Raw genomic sequence first — 17,591 nt, forward strand, 5'->3', positions numbered from 1 at the left:
CTTCGCCCACAACGTCGAGACCGTGCCGCGGATCTTCAAGCGGATCCGCCCCGCGTTCCGCTACGACCGGTCCCTGGACGTCATCACCCAGGGCCGGAACCTGGGCATGGTGACCAAGTCCAACCTGATCCTGGGCATGGGCGAGACCCGCGAGGAAATCTCCGAGGCGCTCCGGGACCTGCACGAGGCCGGCTGTGACCTGATCACCATCACCCAGTACCTGCGCCCGTCCGAACGCCACCTCCCGGTGGACCGCTGGGTCAAGCCGCAGGAATTCGTGGACCTGCAGCAGGAAGCGGACGAGATCGGCTTCCTCGGCGTCATGTCCGGACCCCTCGTCCGGTCCTCCTACCGGGCCGGCCGGCTCTGGGCCACCGCGATGCGCAAGAAGGGCTGGGACATCCCGGCCGAACTCGCCCACATCGAGTCCTCCGGAACCACCCGCCAGGAAGCCAGCTCACTGCTCGCGGCGCACTCCTAAAGAAACACATCTTTTCCTTGGCCGGGGGCCGGGGCCGGTTCTCTCCGGCGTCCGGCCCTTTGTCGTGAATCACGTAGAATTAAGGCACTATGGCGAAATCCCCTGATTCCAGCAACTCACCGGCAGCTGACGCTCCCAAGCGCGGCCTCTTCTCGCGCAAGCCCAAAGAGGCAAAGGACAAGAAGCCCAGCCGGCTTAAGCAGATCGGCGAAGTCTTCAACATGACGCGCCGCCACGATCCCATGGTTCCGTGGCTCATGTTGCTGGCCTTCCTTGGCGTCGTCGCCGTAAGCCTCATCATTGGCCTGGTGCTGGAAAACTGGATCACCGCGCTGATCATCGGCATCCCGCTTGGCTTCCTCGCCGCCACCCTGATCCTGTCACGGCGGGCCGAGCGTGCGGCGTTCGCCCAGATCGAGAACCAGCCGGGAGCATCGGGGGCCGCCCTGAGCACGCTCAAGAGGGGCTGGATCACCGAGGAACAGCCGGTAGCCGTCAACCCGCGCACGCAGGACGCGGTCTTCCGCGCCATCGGCCGTCCCGGCGTCGTCCTCGTCTCCGAGGGACCGACGCACCGTGTGCGGCCCCTGGTGGAAGCCGAACGGAAGAAACTCGTCCGGATCCTGCCCAACGTCACGATCCACGTCATTGAGAGCGGCCGCGGAGAAGGCCAGGTCCCGATCAGCCAGGTCGCCAAAAAGATGAACAAGCTGAACAACGAGCTCACCAAGACCGAGGTCAGCGCCGTTTCGAAGCGCATCTCGTCCCTGGGCGGCCGGCTCCCCATCCCCAAGGGCATCGACCCCTACAAGGCCCGCCCCCAGCGCGGACGCTAACACACCCCTGAACCGCCCCGGCGGCCGCCGCATCCGCGCCGGCCCCGGGGCGCTTTTGTCAGGATTGCCAAGCCAGCCCAGCGAAACCAACTGAAGCCGGAGCCCCTGTGAATTACCCGCCAACGTCCGCCGTCATCCGCGTCTTCCGGCTCCTGGCCGTAGCCGAAGCCTTCAGCTGGGCTGCCCTGCTGACCGGAATGTACTTCAAGTGGGTCGCCCGGACCACCGAACTCGGCGTAGAGATTGCCGGGCCCGTGCACGGCGCACTGTTCATCGGCTACGGCGTGGCCGCATTGGTCCTGTGGCGTCTGCAGCGCTGGCCGTTCCCCGTGGCGCTGTTCGCCGGGCTATCGGCCGTTGTCCCCTTTGCCACCGTGCTGTTCGAACGCTGGGCTGGCCGAAGGGGGCACCTCACAGCAACCGGGACGACAGCCGCCGATGCCGCAACGGCAGGACAGGGCGGCGAGGCTCCGGCCCCGGAACGGGCCGTCGAAGAGACAGCGGTCCGCTAGCCGGGCAACGAAAGAGCCGCGCCCTGACGCAGGGCCCTGCGTCAGCCGGGCTCTGCGTCAGGGCGCGGTCACATCCGCACCAGCACGGTGTCCATGGCCTTGTCATGCAGCCCGCGCTGGTCGGGATCGAAAATTACTGCGGGAACCACCAGGCAGAGCAGCAGCGTGCGGACGAGCGCCGCGATTGGCCCGGCGGGCATGCCGCCCAGACGGACCACGTGGATCCCCAAGACCCTGTGTCCGATGCTGTAGCCCAGCGTGCCGACGAGCAGGATCTGCTCGGCGGCGAAGACAGCGAGCGTGGCCCAGGAGTTGCCGGCGAAGAAAGAGTTGCTGATCAGCAGGGCAACGGTCCAGTCGATGGTAATCGCCAGGATTCTGCGTCCCGCGCGGGCGATGGACCCGGGGCCCGATTCGGGGAGGCCGAGGCGCTCCCCCGGGTACTTTGAAATGCCGGAAGTGTCCGGCCCACTGAGCCAGGAGCCGATGTCTCTGCGATCTACCACCGTCCCAGTTTAGCGAGCCGGCCGCGCCGCCAGGGACGCTCACACTGTGGATGCGGATGGACCACAGTGTGGACACCGTATAGCGTTTACATATCAGGCGGTTCTGTAACCTGCCGGAAACAAAGCGGACACGGCCGAGAAATCCCATGTCCCTAGGGTGGTAACAGTTGCTAGCGAGCTGGGAGCGGGGGCACTTTTGTGTTTTCGCCCCTTCTGATTGCGCTGAGCCACATGGCTTTCCAGCCAGTTATTACATATGCGTAAGGAGCATAGATGTTCAAGACTGCGGACGAAGTCCTCAAGTTCATCAAAGACGAAGATATTAAGTTCGTCGATATCCGCTTCACCGATCTTCCTGGCGTTCAGCAGCACTTCAATGTGCCCGCCAAGAGCGTGGACGCAGATTTCTTCGTCAACGGCCAGCTCTTCGACGGATCCTCCATCCGTGGCTTCCAGGGCATCGCAGAATCCGACATGCAGCTCATTCCGGATGTCACCACCGCATTCCTGGACACGTTCCGCATGGAAAAGACCCTTGCGCTGAACTTCTCCATCGTGAACCCCCGCACCGGTGACCCTTACCACCGCGACCCCCGTGGTGTTGCCGAGAAGGCTGAAGCCTACCTCGCCTCCACCGGCATCGCCGACACCGCGTTCTTCGCCCCTGAGGCAGAGTTCTTCGTGTTCGACAACGTCCAGTACCAGTCCTCCCCGCAGGGCAGCTTCTACAAGATCGACTCCGAAGAAGCCCACTGGAACACCGGCCGCGAAGAAGAAGGCGGAAACCTCGGCTACAAGACCCCTGTCAAGGGCGGTTACTTCCCGGTTTCCCCCACCGACAAGCAGGCCGACCTGCGCGACGCCATGTGTGTTGCCCTGGACGAGGCCGGCCTTGAGGTCGAGCGCAGCCACCACGAAGTCGGTTCCGCCGGCCAGGCTGAAATCAACTACAAGTTCACCACGCTGACCCACGCGGCTGATGACCTGCAGAAGTTCAAGTACGTCATCAAGAACACCGCCGACGCGTGGGGCAAGTCCGTCACGTTCATGCCGAAGCCGGTCTTCGGTGACAACGGCTCGGGCATGCACTGCCACCAGTCGCTCTGGAACGGTGGCGAGCCGCTGTTCTACGACGAGAAGGGCTACGCCGGCCTGTCCGACATGGCACGCTGGTACATCGGCGGCCTGCTGAAGCACTCCTCGGCTGTGCTGGCCTTCACCAACCCGACGGTCAACTCCTACCGCCGCCTGGTCAAGGGCTTCGAAGCCCCCGTGAACATGGTCTACTCGCAGGGCAACCGCTCCGCCGGTATCCGCATCCCGATCACGGGTTCCAACCCGAAGGCCAAGCGCATCGAGTTCCGCGCTCCGGACCCCTCCTCGAACCCGTACCTGGCCTTCGCTGCCCAGCTGATGGCCGGCATTGACGGCATCCGCAACCGCATCGAACCGCCGGCTCCCATCGACAAGGACCTCTACGAGCTCCCCGCCGAGGAAGCCAAGGACATCCCCAAGGCCCCGGGCACGCTCGAGGAAGCCCTCGACGCACTGGCCGAGGACAACGAGTTCCTCCAGGCCGGCGGCGTGTTCACCCAGGACCTGATCGATACCTGGATCGAGTACAAGTACGAGAACGAGATCAAGCCGCTCTCCCTGCGCCCGAACCCGTACGAATTCGAGCTCTACTACGGCGTCTAGTCAGATGAACCGGCTGACGCGGCATTAGTCCGCGGATAGTCCGCAAGAGTCTCGCTACAACAAAGGCCGGCCCCGGGTTTCACCACCTGGAGCCGGCCTTTTGTCGTCTGCGGATCTGTCTGTCCGAGTTACTGGGTCCGCGGGTTCAAACGCCAGCACCCTCGGCGGTGGTGGCGTGCAGGGAGCCCAGGTAGCTCCTCAGGGGCGGGACCTTGCCCGGAGGACCGCGGCAGACAGGCCAAGGACGGCCATCAGGGATCCAAACATAACGGCAACGCCTGAGATGTATTCAGTAATAGTCATGGCCGTGCACCTTCCGCTTGTGTTGCACTGAAGCTACGCGCCCAAACGTGGCATTGCCGGAGAATCGCCGGGGAAATTGCTCACGATTAGGACACGGCCCGTAAGCCCGGTCGTGTTCCTCACCATGAGTTACCCTGAACCCCGACCCGGTGCCGGGCAACTCCCCCTGCGGGCGTGGGCCGCCGAGCTTCAGCTTCCCCGGCAGGGCTCCGCCGCGTAAAGTCCCCAGAGCGAATCGGATCCGGCACCGCCAAACGCGTCCCTGTCTGCGGACAGGGCGCGGCACAGGATGAGCGATTCCGCAAAACTTCGCCTGATATACGCCTCCCAGTCTGCCCGTTCAGAGGTGAAGGCCTGCGTTCCCATCTGGTACTTCAAGTGGGCAAAGTGATCCAGTATCCGGTGGGCGGTGGCTTCAGACCTGGCGGCCAGCTGCTGTGCCTCCCGTTTGGCCGCCGGATCCCGGATGGCCGCAGGATCGGGCAGTTCCTCGCGGCGCCAAAAGTACGGCTGAAGGTCCACATTTTCCACGAAGATCTTGTCGATCTCCTGTTGCTGGGCATACAAAGACGCTGCAGTGCTGCTTTCCAGTGTGCTCCTGATGCCGAAGTACTGGTACGCCGCTGCAATGAGGGTGGCGGCCACGCCGGCCGCGATGAGCAGCAGCTCGACCCTCCTGTGTTTCCTGGAGCGGCTGCTTTTCAGCTGCGCCCGGGCATGGTCCGTGTCCCGGCCCACCGTGCCTCGCCGGCCGACGCCCGGTTCCTCCCGGGGCGCGGCCATGGCCTGTCTGCCTGGTCCGCCGTCCGGGTCGCCGAGTTCCATGTCCGCACTCCGTGGTGGTCACATTGCGGTGCTGCTGACGGCGCCGGATAGAGCGCCGAAAGCTGGCTCCAGGCGTGCTGAGACCATGGAGCCAGCCTTTTTCGGCGAGTGTCCCCGAGATGAAGACTCTTTCAAGCCTTCCCCCCAACAAGGTTTGAAGAACACTGCCAAGACACAGAGTAGGCACGTAGCGGGAACGGTGCAATGGTCCGGGCGCCCTCTCTCAACCGGCGGTGACCCGGCGCCGGCTCAGAAGGCGGCGTACATGATTCTCTGCGGCCCGGCGTCGCCGCCCAGATATCTGCCGGCATCCTCAAATCCCGCCTTGAGATAGGCGGACTGCCCGGCACCGTTGCGTTCGTTGACGGAAAGTACGACGCCGGCCTGGCCGCTTCCCGTCCTCGCCGTCAGTTTTGCGGCGGTCACCACCGCCGCGGCAGCCGCGGCCTTCCCCAAGCCTGCGCCCTGGCGGCGCCGGTCAATCAGGAATCCGCGGAGCAGCCACACGGAATCGTCGTCCGGCCACCCGGCGAGCCGGGCGGCTCCCGACTGCAGCGTCAGCACGCCCACTGCCTCCCCGCCCGCTTCAATGACGTAGGGCCTGCGGGACTCTTCCTCGAGCCCCACCAGCATCATCCGCAGGGGATCGCCCACGAAGTCCTCCTGGCCGGGCCCCACTTCCATCCCGGCCACTTCGCCGAGGTGGATGGACCGGGCATCGGCGTCAAGGTCCCGGAGGGAAATGAGCCATACGGTGGAAAGCATGATCCGAGCCTACCCGCGCGGCGGTCGCCTTTTATCCTGCTGGCGGCGCCGGGGCGTCGGCCGGAGGTCCCGCCGGATCCATCCACATCACTTCCCACAGGTGGCCGTCCGGGTCCTGGAAACTGTGGCTGTATATGAAGCCGTAATCCTGGACCGGCTGGGACTCCGTCCCTCCCGCGGCGATCGCTTTCCGGTACATGTCATCGACACCCTCACGGCTGTCCACCGAGAACGCCATGATCGCTTCGGTGCTGCTGGTGGCGTCCGCGATGCTCTTGGACGTGAAGGTCTTGAAGAATCCCTCGACAAGGAGCATGACGTAGGCGTCGTCGTTGATGATCATGCAGGTGGCATTCTCATCGGTGAAATCCGGGTTGAAGGAGAACCCGAGGGCCGTGAAGAATTCGACCGACCTGCCGAGGTCCTTGACAGGCAGATTCGTGTAGATTTGGGTTGCCATGCGCCCCAACCTAGCACTTGGCCCAGCACGTGTCAGCCCTTCGCGGCCGCCGGAATCCTGCCCCGCGGCCGGCGCCTACTGGCCGTAGAAGACCTTCTCAAAGACGCCCCGTGCACGCCGGCTGACCCGCAGGTAGTCCTCCTCGAAGGCCGCTGCCATCCCCTCCTCGTAGCCGCACCACCGGGCCACCGCCTCGAGGTCGCGCCGTGAGGACGGCAGGAGGTCCGACGCCCGGCCCGTCCAGATCACGTTCGCGGAGCGGATCCGGCTGGCCAGCCGCCAGGCGTCCGCGAGCAGCCCGGCGTCGGCTGCGTCGATCAGCCCCAGCGAAGCCGCGGCGTCGAGCGCCTTCAACGTTGACGTCGTGCGCAGCTCGGGATGCTTTCCGGCGTACTGGAGCTGCAGGAGCTGGACCAGCCATTCGACGTCACTGAGTCCGCCGCGGCCGAGCTTGAGGTGCCGGGCGGGATCCGCGCCGCGCGGCAGCCGCTCGGATTCCACCCTCGCCTTGATCCGACGGATTTCGCGGACGTCAGAGTCGGAGAGCGATTCCGGGTACCGGATCGGGTCGATGAGCGTGACGAAATCCGCGGCGAGCTGGTCGTCGCCGGCGATCGGCCGGGCACGCAGGAGCGCCTGCGCTTCCCAGCCCAGTGACCATCGCCGGTAATACTCCGCGTAAGACTCCAGCGACCTCACCATGGCGCCGCTCTTGCCCTCGGGACGCAGGTCGGCGTCGACCGCTAGGACCCGTTCGGCCATGATCGCCGGTTTGAGGGGCTGCGTCAGCAGGCTCGACAGGTGCCCCACGATCTTCGCGGCCTGCTGCTGGGCTTCATCGTCCGAGGCGCCCGGCAGCGCCCGGTGGACGTACAGGACATCGGCATCGGAACCGTAGCCGATTTCGCGGCCGCCCTGCCGGCCCATGGCCACCACAAGCACCGACGTCTTCAGCGGGCCGGACGCGGCGACGATGTTCTCGGCGGCACGCAGGGCACCGAGGATGGCCGCCCTGTCGGTCTCGGCGAGGGCCTCCCCCACCTGGTCCTGGGCGAGCAGTCCCGCGCTGTCGGCTATGGCGATGCGCAGGATTTCCCGACGGCGGATCAGCCGGATGAGCCTCATGGCGCTTTCCGGATCCGCGTGCCGGGACATCTTTGAGGCGATTTCCTGCCATTGGGCCTCGAAGCTGAGCGGCGCCAGTTCCTTGTCCGTTCCCAGCCACGCCACGGATTCCGGCGACACCTCAAGAAGGTCGGCAATGAGCCGTGAATTGGACAGCATGTGGCAGAGCCGCTCCGCCGCTGCCGCGGAATCCCGCAGCATTCCGAGATACCAGTGCGTGGTGCCCAGCGTTTCACTGACCCGGCGGAAGGCGAGCAGGCCGGCGTCGGGATCCACGCCTTCGGCGAGCCAGCCCAGCAGGATCGGCAGCAGCTGCCGCTGCAGGGCGGCGCGCCTGCTGACGCCCGCAGTAAGCGCCTCGATGTGCCGCATGGCACCCTGCGGATCGCGGTAGCCCAGCGCCGCGAGCCGGCCCTGCGCGGCCTCCGGCGTCAGGCGGGCATCCTCGCTGCTGAGCTTGGCGGCGGTGTTCAGGAGCGGGCGGTAGAAAATCCGGTCGTGGAGTTCCCGGACCGAGCGTTTCGTTTTCTGCCACGTGGCCAAGAGCGCGTCCGGGTGGGGCCGGTCAAGGGAGAACGGCCCCAGCACGGCCTTGGCCAGGGCACGGAGCAGGTCCTCCTTGACCGGCATCAGATGGGTCCGGCGCAGCTGAAACAGCTGGATGCGGTGCTCGAGCAGACGAAGGTACCGGTAGGCGTGATCGAACTCGGCTGCGTCTGCGCGGCCGATGTAGCCGCCCGTGGACAGGGCGGCTATCGCCGAGGTGGTGTCGCGGTGCCGGAGTGTTTCGTCGGATTTCCCGTGGACCAGCTGGAGCAGCTGCACCGTGAATTCGATGTCCCGGAGCCCTCCCCTGCCGAGCTTGATCTGGCGCTGCTCCTCCGCCACGGGAATGTGTTCGGTGACGCGGCGGCGCATGGCCTGCACGGATTCGACGAACCCCTCCCGGCTCGCCGACGTCCAGACCAGCGGCGAAACCGCATCCTCATACCGCTTGCCCAGGCCGGCGTCGCCGGCGATGGTCCGTGCCTTCAGCAACGCTTGGAATTCCCAGCTCTCGGCCCAGCGCGCGTAGTAGCTCTGGTGCGAAGCCAAGGTCCGGACCAGGGGCCCGGATTTTCCCTCGGGCCGGAGGTTGGCGTCCACTTCCCACAGGCTCGGCTCCCGCGCCGGCGACGAAATAGCGCGGGAGATGCCCGAAGCCAACGCCGTGCCGATGGTGTTTGCCCGGGCGTCGTCATCCAGCTTCCCGGCTTCCACCACATAGATGACATCGACGTCGGAGATGTAGTTCAGTTCGCGGGCACCGCATTTGCCCATGCCGATCACGGCCAGTGCGACGTCGGCGACCTCGGCGGGGTCGAACTGCGTGGCCGCTTCAGCCCGGGACACGGCGAGGGCGGCTTCGACGGCCGCCCCGGCCAGATCGGCGAGCTCGGCTCCTACGGCGGGCATGAAGTCGAGCGGATCGGCGGCGCAGAGGTCCTTGACGGCCAGGTCCACCACGCCCCGGCGGTACGCCGTCCGCAGCGCCTCGTAGGCTTCTGGCCCGGAGATCCCCGCCACCGGCCGGGAGGCCTTCGGGTCTGCGCGCACTGCCCTGAGCAGCTGGGCCCGCAGCTGGTCCGGTGCCGCCTGGAGCGGCTCCGGGCTGGCGGTCACCTCGAAGGCGTCCAGATGCTCCGGATGGCGGATGAGGAATTCGCCCAGCGCCTCGCTGGCACCGAGGACACGGTAGAGCGGCTCGCTCGTGTCGGTGTCCGCCGCTGCCAGCTTCCTCAGGTCCGGGTGCTTCTCGATGAGCCGCACCAGGGACTGAAGGGCCACATCCGGGTTCGCGGCGAGCTGGAGCCCGGCGAACAGCACGTCCTGGTCAATCCCCTCGAGCTCGCGGGCAGCGAGGAACCGTTCGCCCTTCTCCAGGTCGCTGAAGCCGGCCGATATGAGACGGCGGGCGAGGCTCACCGCGGCCGCCTAAAGGATGGCGAGGTTGCGCTGCAGTTCATAGGGCGTCACCTGGAGGCGGTAGTCCTGCCACTCGGCGCGCTTGTTGCGCAGGAAGTGTTCAAAGACCTGCTCGCCCAGGATCTGCGGCATGAGTTCGGAGTCCTCCATGGCGCGGATGGCGTCGTGCAGGCTTGCCGGGAGGGGATCGTGGCCCATGGCACGGCGCTCCGCCGAGCTCAGCGACCAGATGTCGTCCTCCGCCGCGGCCGGCAGCTGGTAACCTTCCTCGATCCCCTTCAGTCCGGCGCCCAGGAGCACCGCGTAGGCGAGGTAGGGGTTGGCCGCGGAGTCGATGCCTCGGTACTCGATGCGGGCGGATTGTCCCTTGCCCGGCTTGTACAGCGGAACACGGACCAGGGCCGAGCGGTTGTTGTGGCCCCAGCTCAGGTAGCTGGGCGCCTCTCCCCCGCCCCACAGGCGCTTGTAGGAGTTCACGAACTGGTTGGTGACGGCGGTGAATTCCGGGGCGTGCTTGAGGATTCCGGCGATGAACTGACGGGCGGTTTCCGAAAGCTGGAACTCGGCCCCGGCCTCGTAGAACGCGTTGGTGTCGCCCTCGAAGAGCGAGAAGTGCGTGTGCATGCCTGACCCCGGGTGCGCCGTGAACGGCTTGGGCATGAAGGTGGCGTACGTGCCCTGCTGAAGTGCGACTTCCTTAATGACGGTCCGGAACGTCATGATGTTGTCCGCCGTCTGGAGGGCGTCGGCGTAGCGAAGGTCGATCTCGTTCTGCCCCGGTCCGGCCTCGTGATGGCTGAACTCCACGGAGATGCCCACGGACTCGAGCATGGTCACCGCGGTGCGGCGGAAGTCCTGTGCCACGCCGCCGGGGACGTGGTCGAAGTAGCCGCCCTCATCAACCGGGATGGGTGACCCGTCGGGACCGGGTTCCTGGGACTTGAGGAGGTAGAACTCGATTTCCGGGTGCGTGTAGCACGTGAAGCCCATGTCCGCGGCCTTGGCCAGCGTGCGCTTGAGGACGTTGCGGGGATCGGCGGCCGACGGCTCGCCGTCGGGCGTCAGGATGTCGCAGAACATCCGCGACGTCTGCTCCGTCTCGCCGCGCCACGGCAGGATCTGGAACGTCGAGGGATCCGGCTGGGCCAGCATGTCCGATTCGAAGACGCGCGCCAAGCCTTCGATGGCGGAACCGTCGAAGCCCAGGCCCTCTTCAAAGGCACCCTCTACTTCTGCCGGCGCCAGGGCCACGGACTTGAGTGAACCCACGACGTCGGTGAACCACAGACGCACGAACCGTACGTCACGCTCTTCGATCGTGCGCAGGACAAACTCTTGCTGGCGGTCCATGAAGGCCTCTTCTCCGGGTCATCGTCCATGCCCCGGGTCCGTTGATGACGAAGCCGGCGGCAGTTCACGAATCACTTTACTAAGCATTTCGGCGCGGTGCTGGCGCAGCTGCGGCGCGTAACACAGCGTTAACACGACGGGACGGCCGGACCGGTGGCCGGCAGGACCCGGGGAGGCACGTGCGGACGGCCGGGTTGTGGCGCGAATCACCCGGGGAGCCCCTGCCGCCCGGTAGCAAGGACCGCGGGTCTCGCATTACGCTCTAGCCATGGCCTCAAGCAGCAGTTCCGACTCAAGCATGTCCGCCGAAGTATCCGCACCGTACGGAAACGGACCCGCGGCGGCCGCGGCGCCGTCGTCGGAAACTCCCAAGAAGCCGGCAGCCCGAATCCGCACACACCACCTGCAGCAGGCCAAAACCAAGGGTGAGCGCTTCGCGATGCTGACCGCCTACGAGCAGTACACGGCGGAGATTTTCGACCAGGCGGGCATCGAAGTGCTGCTGGTGGGCGATTCGGCGTCGAACAATGTGTTCGGCAACGAAACCAGCCTGCCCGTCACGGTCGACGAACTGCTGCCGCTTTGCCGCGCCGTGTCTCGTTCGGCCAAGCGCGCGCTGGTGGTGGCGGACCTTCCGTTCGGCAGCTACGAGGTATCGCCGCAGCAGGGTGTTGCCACGGGCGTCCGTTTCCTCAAGGAGGGCCTGGCGCACGCGGTCAAGATCGAGGGCGGCAAGTTCTACGCCGAAACGGTGCGCGCCATGGTGCAGGCGGGCATTCCCGTCATGGCGCACATCGGCTTCACGCCGCAGAGCGAGCACTCCCTCGGCGGCTACCGTGTGCAGGGCCGCGGCGATGACGCGGCGCGGCTGATCGAGGATGCCGTTGCCCTCGCCGACGCCGGCGCATTCTGCGTCCTCATGGAAATGGTTCCCGCCGAGACAGCCGCTGCCGTGGACGCAGCAGTTCCGGTGCCCACGATCGGGATCGGGGCCGGGAACGTGACCACTGGCCAAGTCCTGGTCTGGCAGGACATGGCGGGGCTCCGCGGCGGCAAGATGGCCAAGTTCGTCAAGCAGTACGCGGATCTGCGGACGGTACTCAGCGATGCCGCCAAGGCATACGGCGACGACGTCCGCTCCGGCCAGTTCCCCGGTCCTGAGCACTCCTTCTAGGACAAACCGGGCCTGCTAGCGCGAACGGGGGCCGCCGGTCAGTCCTCGTCGCCTTTGTCCCAGGCCTCGTTGCGTGCTTTGACCTTCTCGAGGGCGTGTTCCGCTTCCTGCCGGGTCTTGTAGGGGCCAATCAGCTGGCTCCAGTCCGACATCGCGTCTTCTTCGACCTCGTGGGTGTTCACGTTGTACCAGTACTCGGGCATCGACGTTCCTCGCTTCCGGTTGGCAGCCGGCCCCGCGGGCGTGATCCACGTAACGTAAACCGCAACCGGGGCCGGGATGCCGCATAAATTTACATGGCATTCTGCGCTGCCTTATATGATCAATCTATGCCTTCCTTAGCCTCGACCGCACCCACCGGCACGCTCACCCAGGGATCTGTCAGCCCGCAGCGGCCTGTACCCGCGTCGATCCCGCGGCCCGAGTACGTCGGCAAGCCCGGCCCGGCGAAATTCACCGGCTCTGAGGTCAAGTCGGCCGAAACCATCGAGAAGATCCGCGTCGCGGGCCGGATCGCCGCCCAGGCGATCGTGGAAGTCGGAAAGCACATCGCGCCCGGCGTCACCACTGACGAACTTGACCGGATCGGCCACGAGTTCCTGCTGGACCACAACGCCTATCCCTCCACGCTCGGTTACCGCGGCTTCCCGAAGTCCCTGTGCTCCTCGCTCAACGAAGTCATCTGCCACGGAATTCCGGACAGCACGGTGGTGCAGGACGGCGACATCCTCAATATCGACATCACGGCGTTCATCGGCGGCGTGCACGGCGACACGAATTACACCTTCCTCGTCGGGGACGTGGACGAGGAATCGCGCCTGCTCGTGGAGCGGACGAAGGAATCCCTCAACCGGGCCATCAAGGCGGTGGCTCCCGGGCGGCAGATCAACGTGATCGGCCGCGCCATCGAGTCCTATGCCAAGCGCTTCGGCTACGGGGTGGTCCGCGACTTCACCGGGCACGGCGTCGGAGAAGCCTTCCACACCGGCCTCATCATTCCGCACTACGACGCCGCACCGGCGTACAACACCGTGATCGAAGCGGGCATGGTGTTCACCATCGAGCCCATGCTGACCCTTGGCACCATCGAATGGGACATGTGGGCGGACGACTGGACCGTGGTCACCAAGGACCGCAAGCGAACCGCCCAGTTCGAACACACGCTCCTGGTCACCGAATCGGGCGCGGAAATCCTCACGCTGCCCTAACACCCGCCGGCTGCCCCGGCCGCAATCCGGCAAGCCACTCTTGCCCCCCGAGCCCCTTACCCTGCCACGAACGGAATTCCATTGGCCAAGAAGGACGAAAAAACCCGCAAGAACGCACCGCTGATCGGCATCGACATCGGCGGAACCGGAATCAAGGGCGGCATCGTCGACCTGAAGAAGGGCAAACTGATTGGTGACCGGTTCCGGCTGGCCACGCCCCAGCCTGCGACCCCGGCAGCGGTCGCGGAGGTTGTGGCGCAGGTGGTCGAAGAACTGTCGGCGCGCCCGGATGCCCCCGACGCTGACAGCCCGGTTGGCGTGACGTTCCCCGGCATCATCCAGCACGGCGTGGTCCACTCCGCCGCCAACGTGGACAAGAGCTGGATCGACACCGACATCGATGCGCTGCTGACGGCACGGCTGGGCCGCCCAGTGGAGGTCATCAACGACGCCGACGCCGCCGGCCTCGCGGAGGCCCGCTACGGCGCCGGCGCGGGAATCGGCGGCACGGTCCTCGTCATTACCCTCGGCACCGGCATCGGCTCGGCGTTCATCTTCAACGGCCAACTGGTACCCAACGCTGAACTCGGCCACCTCGAGATCGACGGCTTCGATGCCGAGACCAAGGCCTCTGCCGTGGCGCGGGAACGGGACGGCCTCAGCTGGGAAGAGTACAGCGTGCTCCTGCAGCGTTACTTCTCCCATGTGGAGTTCCTGTTCTCCCCCGAGCTGTTCATCGTCGGAGGGGGCATCTCCAAGCGTGCCGACGAATACCTGCCGCACATGAAGCTGCGCACACCGATCGTTCCCGCCGAGTTGAAGAACGAGGCCGGTATCGTCGGCGCCGCCATCGAAATCGCGCTGCAGCACGACCTGGCGAAGTAGGTCCGGACAGGCCCCGGGGCTGGACTAGCAGCAAGCGGCTTACGCAGAAGGCGGCAGACACAATGTCTGCCGCCTTCTGTTGTCCTTCTGGAGCCGGTGGCGGCCGCGGCTTCCCCTCCGCTGCCGCCACCGGAGCTTAGAGCGGGCTCTTTTCGGAGCTCTTGCCTTCGGAACGCTTGGCTTCGGCACCCTTGGCTTCCACTTCGGCCTCGTGGCGAAGCAGCGCAATGGCGGATTCGAAGTCTTCCAGCGATTCGAAGGCCTGGTAGACGCTGGCGAAGCGGAGATACGCCACCTTGTCCAGCTTCTGGAGGGGGCCGAGGATGATCAGGCCCACCTCGTGGGCATCGATCTCGGCCGCGCCCGAGGCACGGATGTTTTCTTCGACTTCCTGCGCCAGCAGGGCGAGATCGTCCTCGCTGACCGGCCGGCCCTGGCAGGCCTTGCGGACGCCGTTGATGACCTTGCTGCGGCTGAAGGGCTCGCCCACGCCGGAACGCTTGATCACCGAGAGGCTGGTGGTTTCGACCGTGGTGAACCGGCGCCCGCACTCGGGGCATTGGCGGCGGCGGCGGATGGCGGAGCCGTCGTCGGCCATCCGGCTGTCCACCACGCGGGAGTCGGGGTTACGGCAAAACGGACAGTACACGCTGTTCCTTCCCCGGTGCGTCATGGCGCTTCCGGCTTCAGACGGCCGGAGCTTTGTTCCGGATCCAGTTTACGGCTACATGTAGCTGAATAACAAGCCTGTAATTACTACATCTAGTGGTTAGCGCCGTTCCTGAAGCGGGCTGTCACAGCGTCTCCGTGTGCCGGGAGGTCTTCCGCGCCGGACAGGCTGACGATGTGTCCGCTGACCTGTTCCAATGCGGACTCCGTGTAGTTGATGACCTGGATTGCGCGTAGGAAAGTGGTCACGTTCAGCCCCGACGAAAATGCCGCAGTTCCGCTGGTCGGCAGCACGTGGTTTGAGCCGGCGCAGTAATCGCCGAGGCTGACGGGGCTGTAGTCCCCGACGAAGATGGCGCCGGCATTCCGGATCCGCCCCGCCACAGCGGCGGCGTCCGCCGTCATGATCTCAAGGTGTTCCGCGGCATAGGCGTCACAGGCGGCGATCCCCTGCTCGAGGTCATCCACGAGGACGACGCCGGACTGCGGCCCGGACAGGGCTTCGCGGACGCGCTGGCTGTGCTTGGTGGAGGCTGCCTGCAGCTCGAGTTCTTCCCGCACCTCCGCGGCAAGCTGGAGGGAGTCCGTGATCAGGACGGACGCGGCCTTCGGATCGTGCTCGGCCTGGCTGATCAGGTCCGCAGCGACGAACGCTGCCCGTGCGGTGGAATCCGCCAGGATGGCAATTTCCGTGGTGCCTGCCTCGGAATCGATGCCCACGACGCCCTTGACGAGCCTCTTGGCCGTGGCCACGAAGATGTTGCCGGGTCCGGTCACGACGTCCACCGGCTCCAGGTCCGGCTCGCCGTCGGCGCCGGGAACTCCGTAAGCGAACGCGGCGATGGCCTGGGCCCCGCCGATCGCGTACACCTCGTCGATGCCCAGCAGCGCGGCAGCGGCGAGGATGGTGGGGTGAGGGAGTCCGCCGAAGTCCTTCTGCGGCGGCGATGCAAGCGCGATGGACTCCACGCCCGCGGAAAGGGCGGGGACCACGTTCATGATGACCGAGGACGGGTAGACAGCCAGGCCGCCCGGGACATAGAGGCCGACGCGGGCCACCGGAACCCACTTTTGGCTCACCACGGCTCCGTCGCCGAGGGCGACGTCGACGTCGGCCGGCCGCTGGCCGTCCGCGAACCGCCGGGCCCGGCTGATGGACTCCTCAAGTGCGGCCCGCACGGCCGGGTCGAGGCCGTCCAAGGCCGACTGGAGCGCCGCCGACGGAACGCGCGGGTGCGTCTGTTCCACGCCGTCGAACGCCTGTGCAAAGTCAGCGAGGGCAGCGAAGCCGCGCTGGCGGACGGCGGAAATGATGTCGGTGACTTTCTGCTCTGCGTCGGCGACGGTCTGGTGCCGTGCCCGCGGCACCGCCTGGCGGAGTTCCGCCAGGCTCAGGCGCCGCCCCCGCAGGTCAACGGTGCGGAATTCGACGGCGGGGGAAGTCGGGCGTACGGAACTGTCCGGAGAAGTGGTCACCCGTTCATTTTACGCGCCGCGGCGCCGGCGCCTGCGGTGTTACGGGATGCCGTCCCGCCAGCGTGCAGGACGGCGGGCAACGTCAGGAAACCTGCCCTGCGTCTTGCCCTGCCGCCGGGCCCCTGGACTTGCCCAGCAGGCTGATCACGCGCAGGACGAAATAGCCGGCTGCCACGGCCGCGGGCCAGAGCAGGAGGACAGTGTGGGACCTCAGCGAGAACGCGACGCTGGCATTGGCCGAGGTGTCCTCGGGCTGCCCCAGCCAGAGGCCCGCCAGCACCCCGGTCTGCCAGGCGAGGACGGCTGCCGCCCCGGCCGCTGCCACCGAGAGCACCAGTATGCGGCGTGTTGCGCCGTCCGTGCGCCCGGAAAGCAGCACGGCAACGAGGCTGCCGGCGAAGACAAACAGCCCGGCCAGGACCAGGTCCCGCGGGAGCCAGCCCTCAGTGTTGGTTCCCGACGCGAGCGCGGCGTTGCCGGAGATCAGGTTCATTCCGCCCGGGGCCAGGAGCCACCACAGCACGCCTGCCGGGATGCCGGCCCCGATGATGCCGGCCACCCACGGCCAGCTCCGCCGGACGCTCTCCGGGGCCCCATCCGGCTGGTGGTGGTGGCGGACCGGAGGTGCGGTTGCAGGCTGTGTCATGAAGAAACGTTAACAAATGTTGGTCCGCGTTGCGGAAACGGGGCTGTGCGGGGGCCGGATGATGCAACACCCGGGAAGCCCAATAGTCTTGTAGTAGAGACAGAATCACCAACAGGTTCAGCAGGGAGATCGATCACAGTGGCCTCAGACAACAACGCCTTCGAGGGCACGTTCAAGGAAATGTTCCGGCGCCATGCGGCCGGTGTGGCGATTATCACGGTGAACTACGACGGCGTGCCCTACGGGTTCACGGCAACGTCGGTAGCATCCCTGTCGGCGAAGCCGCCCCGCTTCACTTTCAACATGGCCCGCAGCTCGAGCTCGTGGCCGGCCGTTGCCAACACAACATACATCGGCGTCCACATGCTGGGGCTCGACAACCAGGAACTGGCTGACCGCTTTGCACGCACCAAGGAGCGGTTCGCGGGCGACCACTGGGCCCACGGGCCCTACGATGTGCCCGTCCTCAAGGACGTGGCCGGCTGGCTGATCGGAAAGATCCAAATGCGGCTTTCCTTCGAAAACAACGCCGTGGTGGTCGTGGAAGTCGTGGAGGGGGAAGTCGGCGAAGACGGCGCCCCGCTGCTCTACCACTCCGGAGCCTACGGGCAGCCGGTTCCGCTCGACTACGAAATCTAGGCCGGCCGGCCGCGGCCCCAAGTGCCGGAACGCCCGCACGGCGTCCCGGGCACCCAGCGGGCCGAACA

The 17,591-nt window shown here is 66.2% G+C and carries 17 protein-coding genes and 1 pseudogene; 8 read left to right on the top strand and 10 right to left on the bottom strand.

Annotated elements, in window-relative coordinates:
- The 3 genes and pseudogenes from ABFP37_RS16175 to ABFP37_RS16185 all read left to right on the top strand — a co-directional run.
- A pseudogene (locus ABFP37_RS16175) lies at window positions 1-481 on the top strand (lipoyl synthase); the annotation flags it as partial.
- 89 nt (window positions 482-570) lie between these two features.
- Window positions 571-1,317, top strand: a complete 747-nt coding sequence (locus ABFP37_RS16180; RefSeq protein WP_078028940.1) for a DUF4191 domain-containing protein — start codon at window positions 571-573, stop codon at window positions 1,315-1,317.
- A 107-nt stretch (window positions 1,318-1,424) separates the two neighbouring features.
- Entirely contained in the window at window positions 1,425-1,829 is a 405-nt protein-coding gene (locus ABFP37_RS16185) for a DUF3817 domain-containing protein (protein ID WP_078028941.1), read from the top strand.
- 68 nt (window positions 1,830-1,897) lie between these two features.
- On the opposite strand, the gene ABFP37_RS16190 is transcribed toward ABFP37_RS16185, so the two are convergent.
- Complete coding sequence (locus tag ABFP37_RS16190; RefSeq protein ID WP_078028942.1) at window positions 1,898-2,335, bottom strand: RDD family protein; 438 nt, start codon at window positions 2,333-2,335, stop codon at window positions 1,898-1,900.
- Between the two features lie 273 nt (window positions 2,336-2,608).
- Between ABFP37_RS16190 and glnA (ABFP37_RS16195) the strand changes: the two genes are divergently transcribed.
- Window positions 2,609-4,033 carry a type I glutamate--ammonia ligase gene (gene glnA / locus ABFP37_RS16195; protein ID WP_078028943.1) on the top strand — a complete coding sequence of 475 codons (1,425 nt, stop codon included), beginning with the start codon at window positions 2,609-2,611 and terminating at the stop codon, window positions 4,031-4,033.
- 492 nt (window positions 4,034-4,525) lie between these two features.
- On the opposite strand, the gene ABFP37_RS16200 is transcribed toward glnA (ABFP37_RS16195), so the two are convergent.
- The 5 genes from ABFP37_RS16200 to glnA (ABFP37_RS16220) all read right to left on the bottom strand — a co-directional run bounded on the left by ABFP37_RS16200 (window position 4,526) and on the right by glnA (ABFP37_RS16220) (window position 10,826).
- Window positions 4,526-5,161 carry a hypothetical protein gene (locus tag ABFP37_RS16200; protein WP_347034179.1) on the bottom strand — a complete coding sequence of 212 codons (636 nt, stop codon included), beginning with the start codon at window positions 5,159-5,161 and terminating at the stop codon, window positions 4,526-4,528.
- Between the two features lie 249 nt (window positions 5,162-5,410).
- Window positions 5,411-5,926, bottom strand: coding sequence for a GNAT family N-acetyltransferase (locus ABFP37_RS16205; protein WP_078028945.1), 516 nt, complete (start codon window positions 5,924-5,926; stop codon window positions 5,411-5,413).
- A 31-nt stretch (window positions 5,927-5,957) separates the two neighbouring features.
- Window positions 5,958-6,386 carry a VOC family protein gene (locus ABFP37_RS16210; protein ID WP_347034180.1) on the bottom strand — a complete coding sequence of 143 codons (429 nt, stop codon included), beginning with the start codon at window positions 6,384-6,386 and terminating at the stop codon, window positions 5,958-5,960.
- Window positions 6,387-6,461: 75 nt separating this feature from the next.
- Complete coding sequence (locus tag ABFP37_RS16215) at window positions 6,462-9,476, bottom strand: bifunctional [glutamine synthetase] adenylyltransferase/[glutamine synthetase]-adenylyl-L-tyrosine phosphorylase (protein WP_347034181.1); 3,015 nt, start codon at window positions 9,474-9,476, stop codon at window positions 6,462-6,464.
- Window positions 9,477-9,485: 9 nt separating this feature from the next.
- The gene (glnA, locus tag ABFP37_RS16220; RefSeq protein WP_078028948.1) at window positions 9,486-10,826 is read right to left on the bottom strand and encodes a type I glutamate--ammonia ligase; all 1,341 of its coding nucleotides are present in this window, start codon (window positions 10,824-10,826) and stop codon (window positions 9,486-9,488) included.
- Between the two features lie 268 nt (window positions 10,827-11,094).
- On the opposite strand from glnA (ABFP37_RS16220), the gene panB reads away from it, so the two are divergent.
- The gene (gene panB, locus ABFP37_RS16225) at window positions 11,095-12,000 is read left to right on the top strand and encodes a 3-methyl-2-oxobutanoate hydroxymethyltransferase (RefSeq protein ID WP_347034182.1); all 906 of its coding nucleotides are present in this window, start codon (window positions 11,095-11,097) and stop codon (window positions 11,998-12,000) included.
- A 38-nt stretch (window positions 12,001-12,038) separates the two neighbouring features.
- Here panB and ABFP37_RS16230 read toward each other — a convergent pair whose 3' ends face one another.
- On the bottom strand, window positions 12,039-12,203 hold the full coding sequence (locus ABFP37_RS16230) for an SPOR domain-containing protein (protein WP_139362865.1): 165 nt from the start codon (window positions 12,201-12,203) through the stop codon (window positions 12,039-12,041).
- Between the two features lie 126 nt (window positions 12,204-12,329).
- Here ABFP37_RS16230 and map point away from each other — a divergent pair, with 126 nt between their 5' ends.
- Together map and ppgK are read left to right on the top strand one after the other, a co-directional pair.
- Window positions 12,330-13,208, top strand: a complete 879-nt coding sequence (map, locus tag ABFP37_RS16235; protein ID WP_347034183.1) for a type I methionyl aminopeptidase — start codon at window positions 12,330-12,332, stop codon at window positions 13,206-13,208.
- An 81-nt stretch (window positions 13,209-13,289) separates the two neighbouring features.
- The gene (ppgK, locus tag ABFP37_RS16240) at window positions 13,290-14,093 is read left to right on the top strand and encodes a polyphosphate--glucose phosphotransferase (protein ID WP_078028951.1); all 804 of its coding nucleotides are present in this window, start codon (window positions 13,290-13,292) and stop codon (window positions 14,091-14,093) included.
- A gap of 136 nt (window positions 14,094-14,229) precedes the next feature.
- Here ppgK and nrdR read toward each other — a convergent pair whose 3' ends face one another.
- The 3 genes from nrdR to ABFP37_RS16255 form a co-directional block, all read right to left on the bottom strand.
- A complete protein-coding gene (nrdR, locus tag ABFP37_RS16245; protein ID WP_078028952.1) occupies window positions 14,230-14,742 on the bottom strand; it encodes a transcriptional regulator NrdR in 513 nt (170 codons plus the stop codon).
- A gap of 113 nt (window positions 14,743-14,855) precedes the next feature.
- On the bottom strand, window positions 14,856-16,238 hold the full coding sequence (gene hisD, locus ABFP37_RS16250; RefSeq protein ID WP_078028953.1) for a histidinol dehydrogenase: 1,383 nt from the start codon (window positions 16,236-16,238) through the stop codon (window positions 14,856-14,858).
- Window positions 16,239-16,320: 82 nt separating this feature from the next.
- Entirely contained in the window at window positions 16,321-16,884 is a 564-nt protein-coding gene (locus ABFP37_RS16255; protein ID WP_078028954.1) for a hypothetical protein, read from the bottom strand.
- A gap of 138 nt (window positions 16,885-17,022) precedes the next feature.
- Here ABFP37_RS16255 and ABFP37_RS16260 point away from each other — a divergent pair, with 138 nt between their 5' ends.
- On the top strand, window positions 17,023-17,523 hold the full coding sequence (locus ABFP37_RS16260; RefSeq protein WP_078028955.1) for a flavin reductase family protein: 501 nt from the start codon (window positions 17,023-17,025) through the stop codon (window positions 17,521-17,523).
- The last annotated feature ends 68 nt before the right edge of the window (window positions 17,524-17,591 follow it).

This window comes from Burkholderia sp. RS01 (assembly GCF_039748055.1).
Classification (GTDB): Bacteria; Actinomycetota; Actinomycetes; order Actinomycetales; family Micrococcaceae; genus Arthrobacter.

What these genes read in the sequence shown, in the direction of transcription:
- ABFP37_RS16180 (WP_078028940.1), top strand. Translation starts at nt 571, where the DNA reads ATGGCGAAATCCCCTGATTCCAGCAACTCACCGGCAGCTGACGCTCCC.
- glnA (WP_078028943.1), top strand. Translation starts at nt 2,609, where the DNA reads ATGTTCAAGACTGCGGACGAAGTCCTCAAGTTCATCAAAGACGAAGAT.
- ABFP37_RS16200 (WP_347034179.1), bottom strand. Translation starts at nt 5,161, where the DNA reads ATGGAACTCGGCGACCCGGACGGCGGACCAGGCAGACAGGCCATGGCC.
- ABFP37_RS16205 (WP_078028945.1), bottom strand. Translation starts at nt 5,926, where the DNA reads ATGCTTTCCACCGTATGGCTCATTTCCCTCCGGGACCTTGACGCCGAT.
- ABFP37_RS16210 (WP_347034180.1), bottom strand. Translation starts at nt 6,386, where the DNA reads ATGGCAACCCAAATCTACACGAATCTGCCTGTCAAGGACCTCGGCAGG.
- glnA (WP_078028948.1), bottom strand. Translation starts at nt 10,826, where the DNA reads ATGGACCGCCAGCAAGAGTTTGTCCTGCGCACGATCGAAGAGCGTGAC.
- panB (WP_347034182.1), top strand. Translation starts at nt 11,095, where the DNA reads ATGGCCTCAAGCAGCAGTTCCGACTCAAGCATGTCCGCCGAAGTATCC.
- ABFP37_RS16230 (WP_139362865.1), bottom strand. Translation starts at nt 12,203, where the DNA reads ATGCCCGAGTACTGGTACAACGTGAACACCCACGAGGTCGAAGAAGAC.
- map (WP_347034183.1), top strand. Translation starts at nt 12,330, where the DNA reads ATGCCTTCCTTAGCCTCGACCGCACCCACCGGCACGCTCACCCAGGGA.
- ABFP37_RS16255 (WP_078028954.1), bottom strand. Translation starts at nt 16,884, where the DNA reads ATGACACAGCCTGCAACCGCACCTCCGGTCCGCCACCACCACCAGCCG.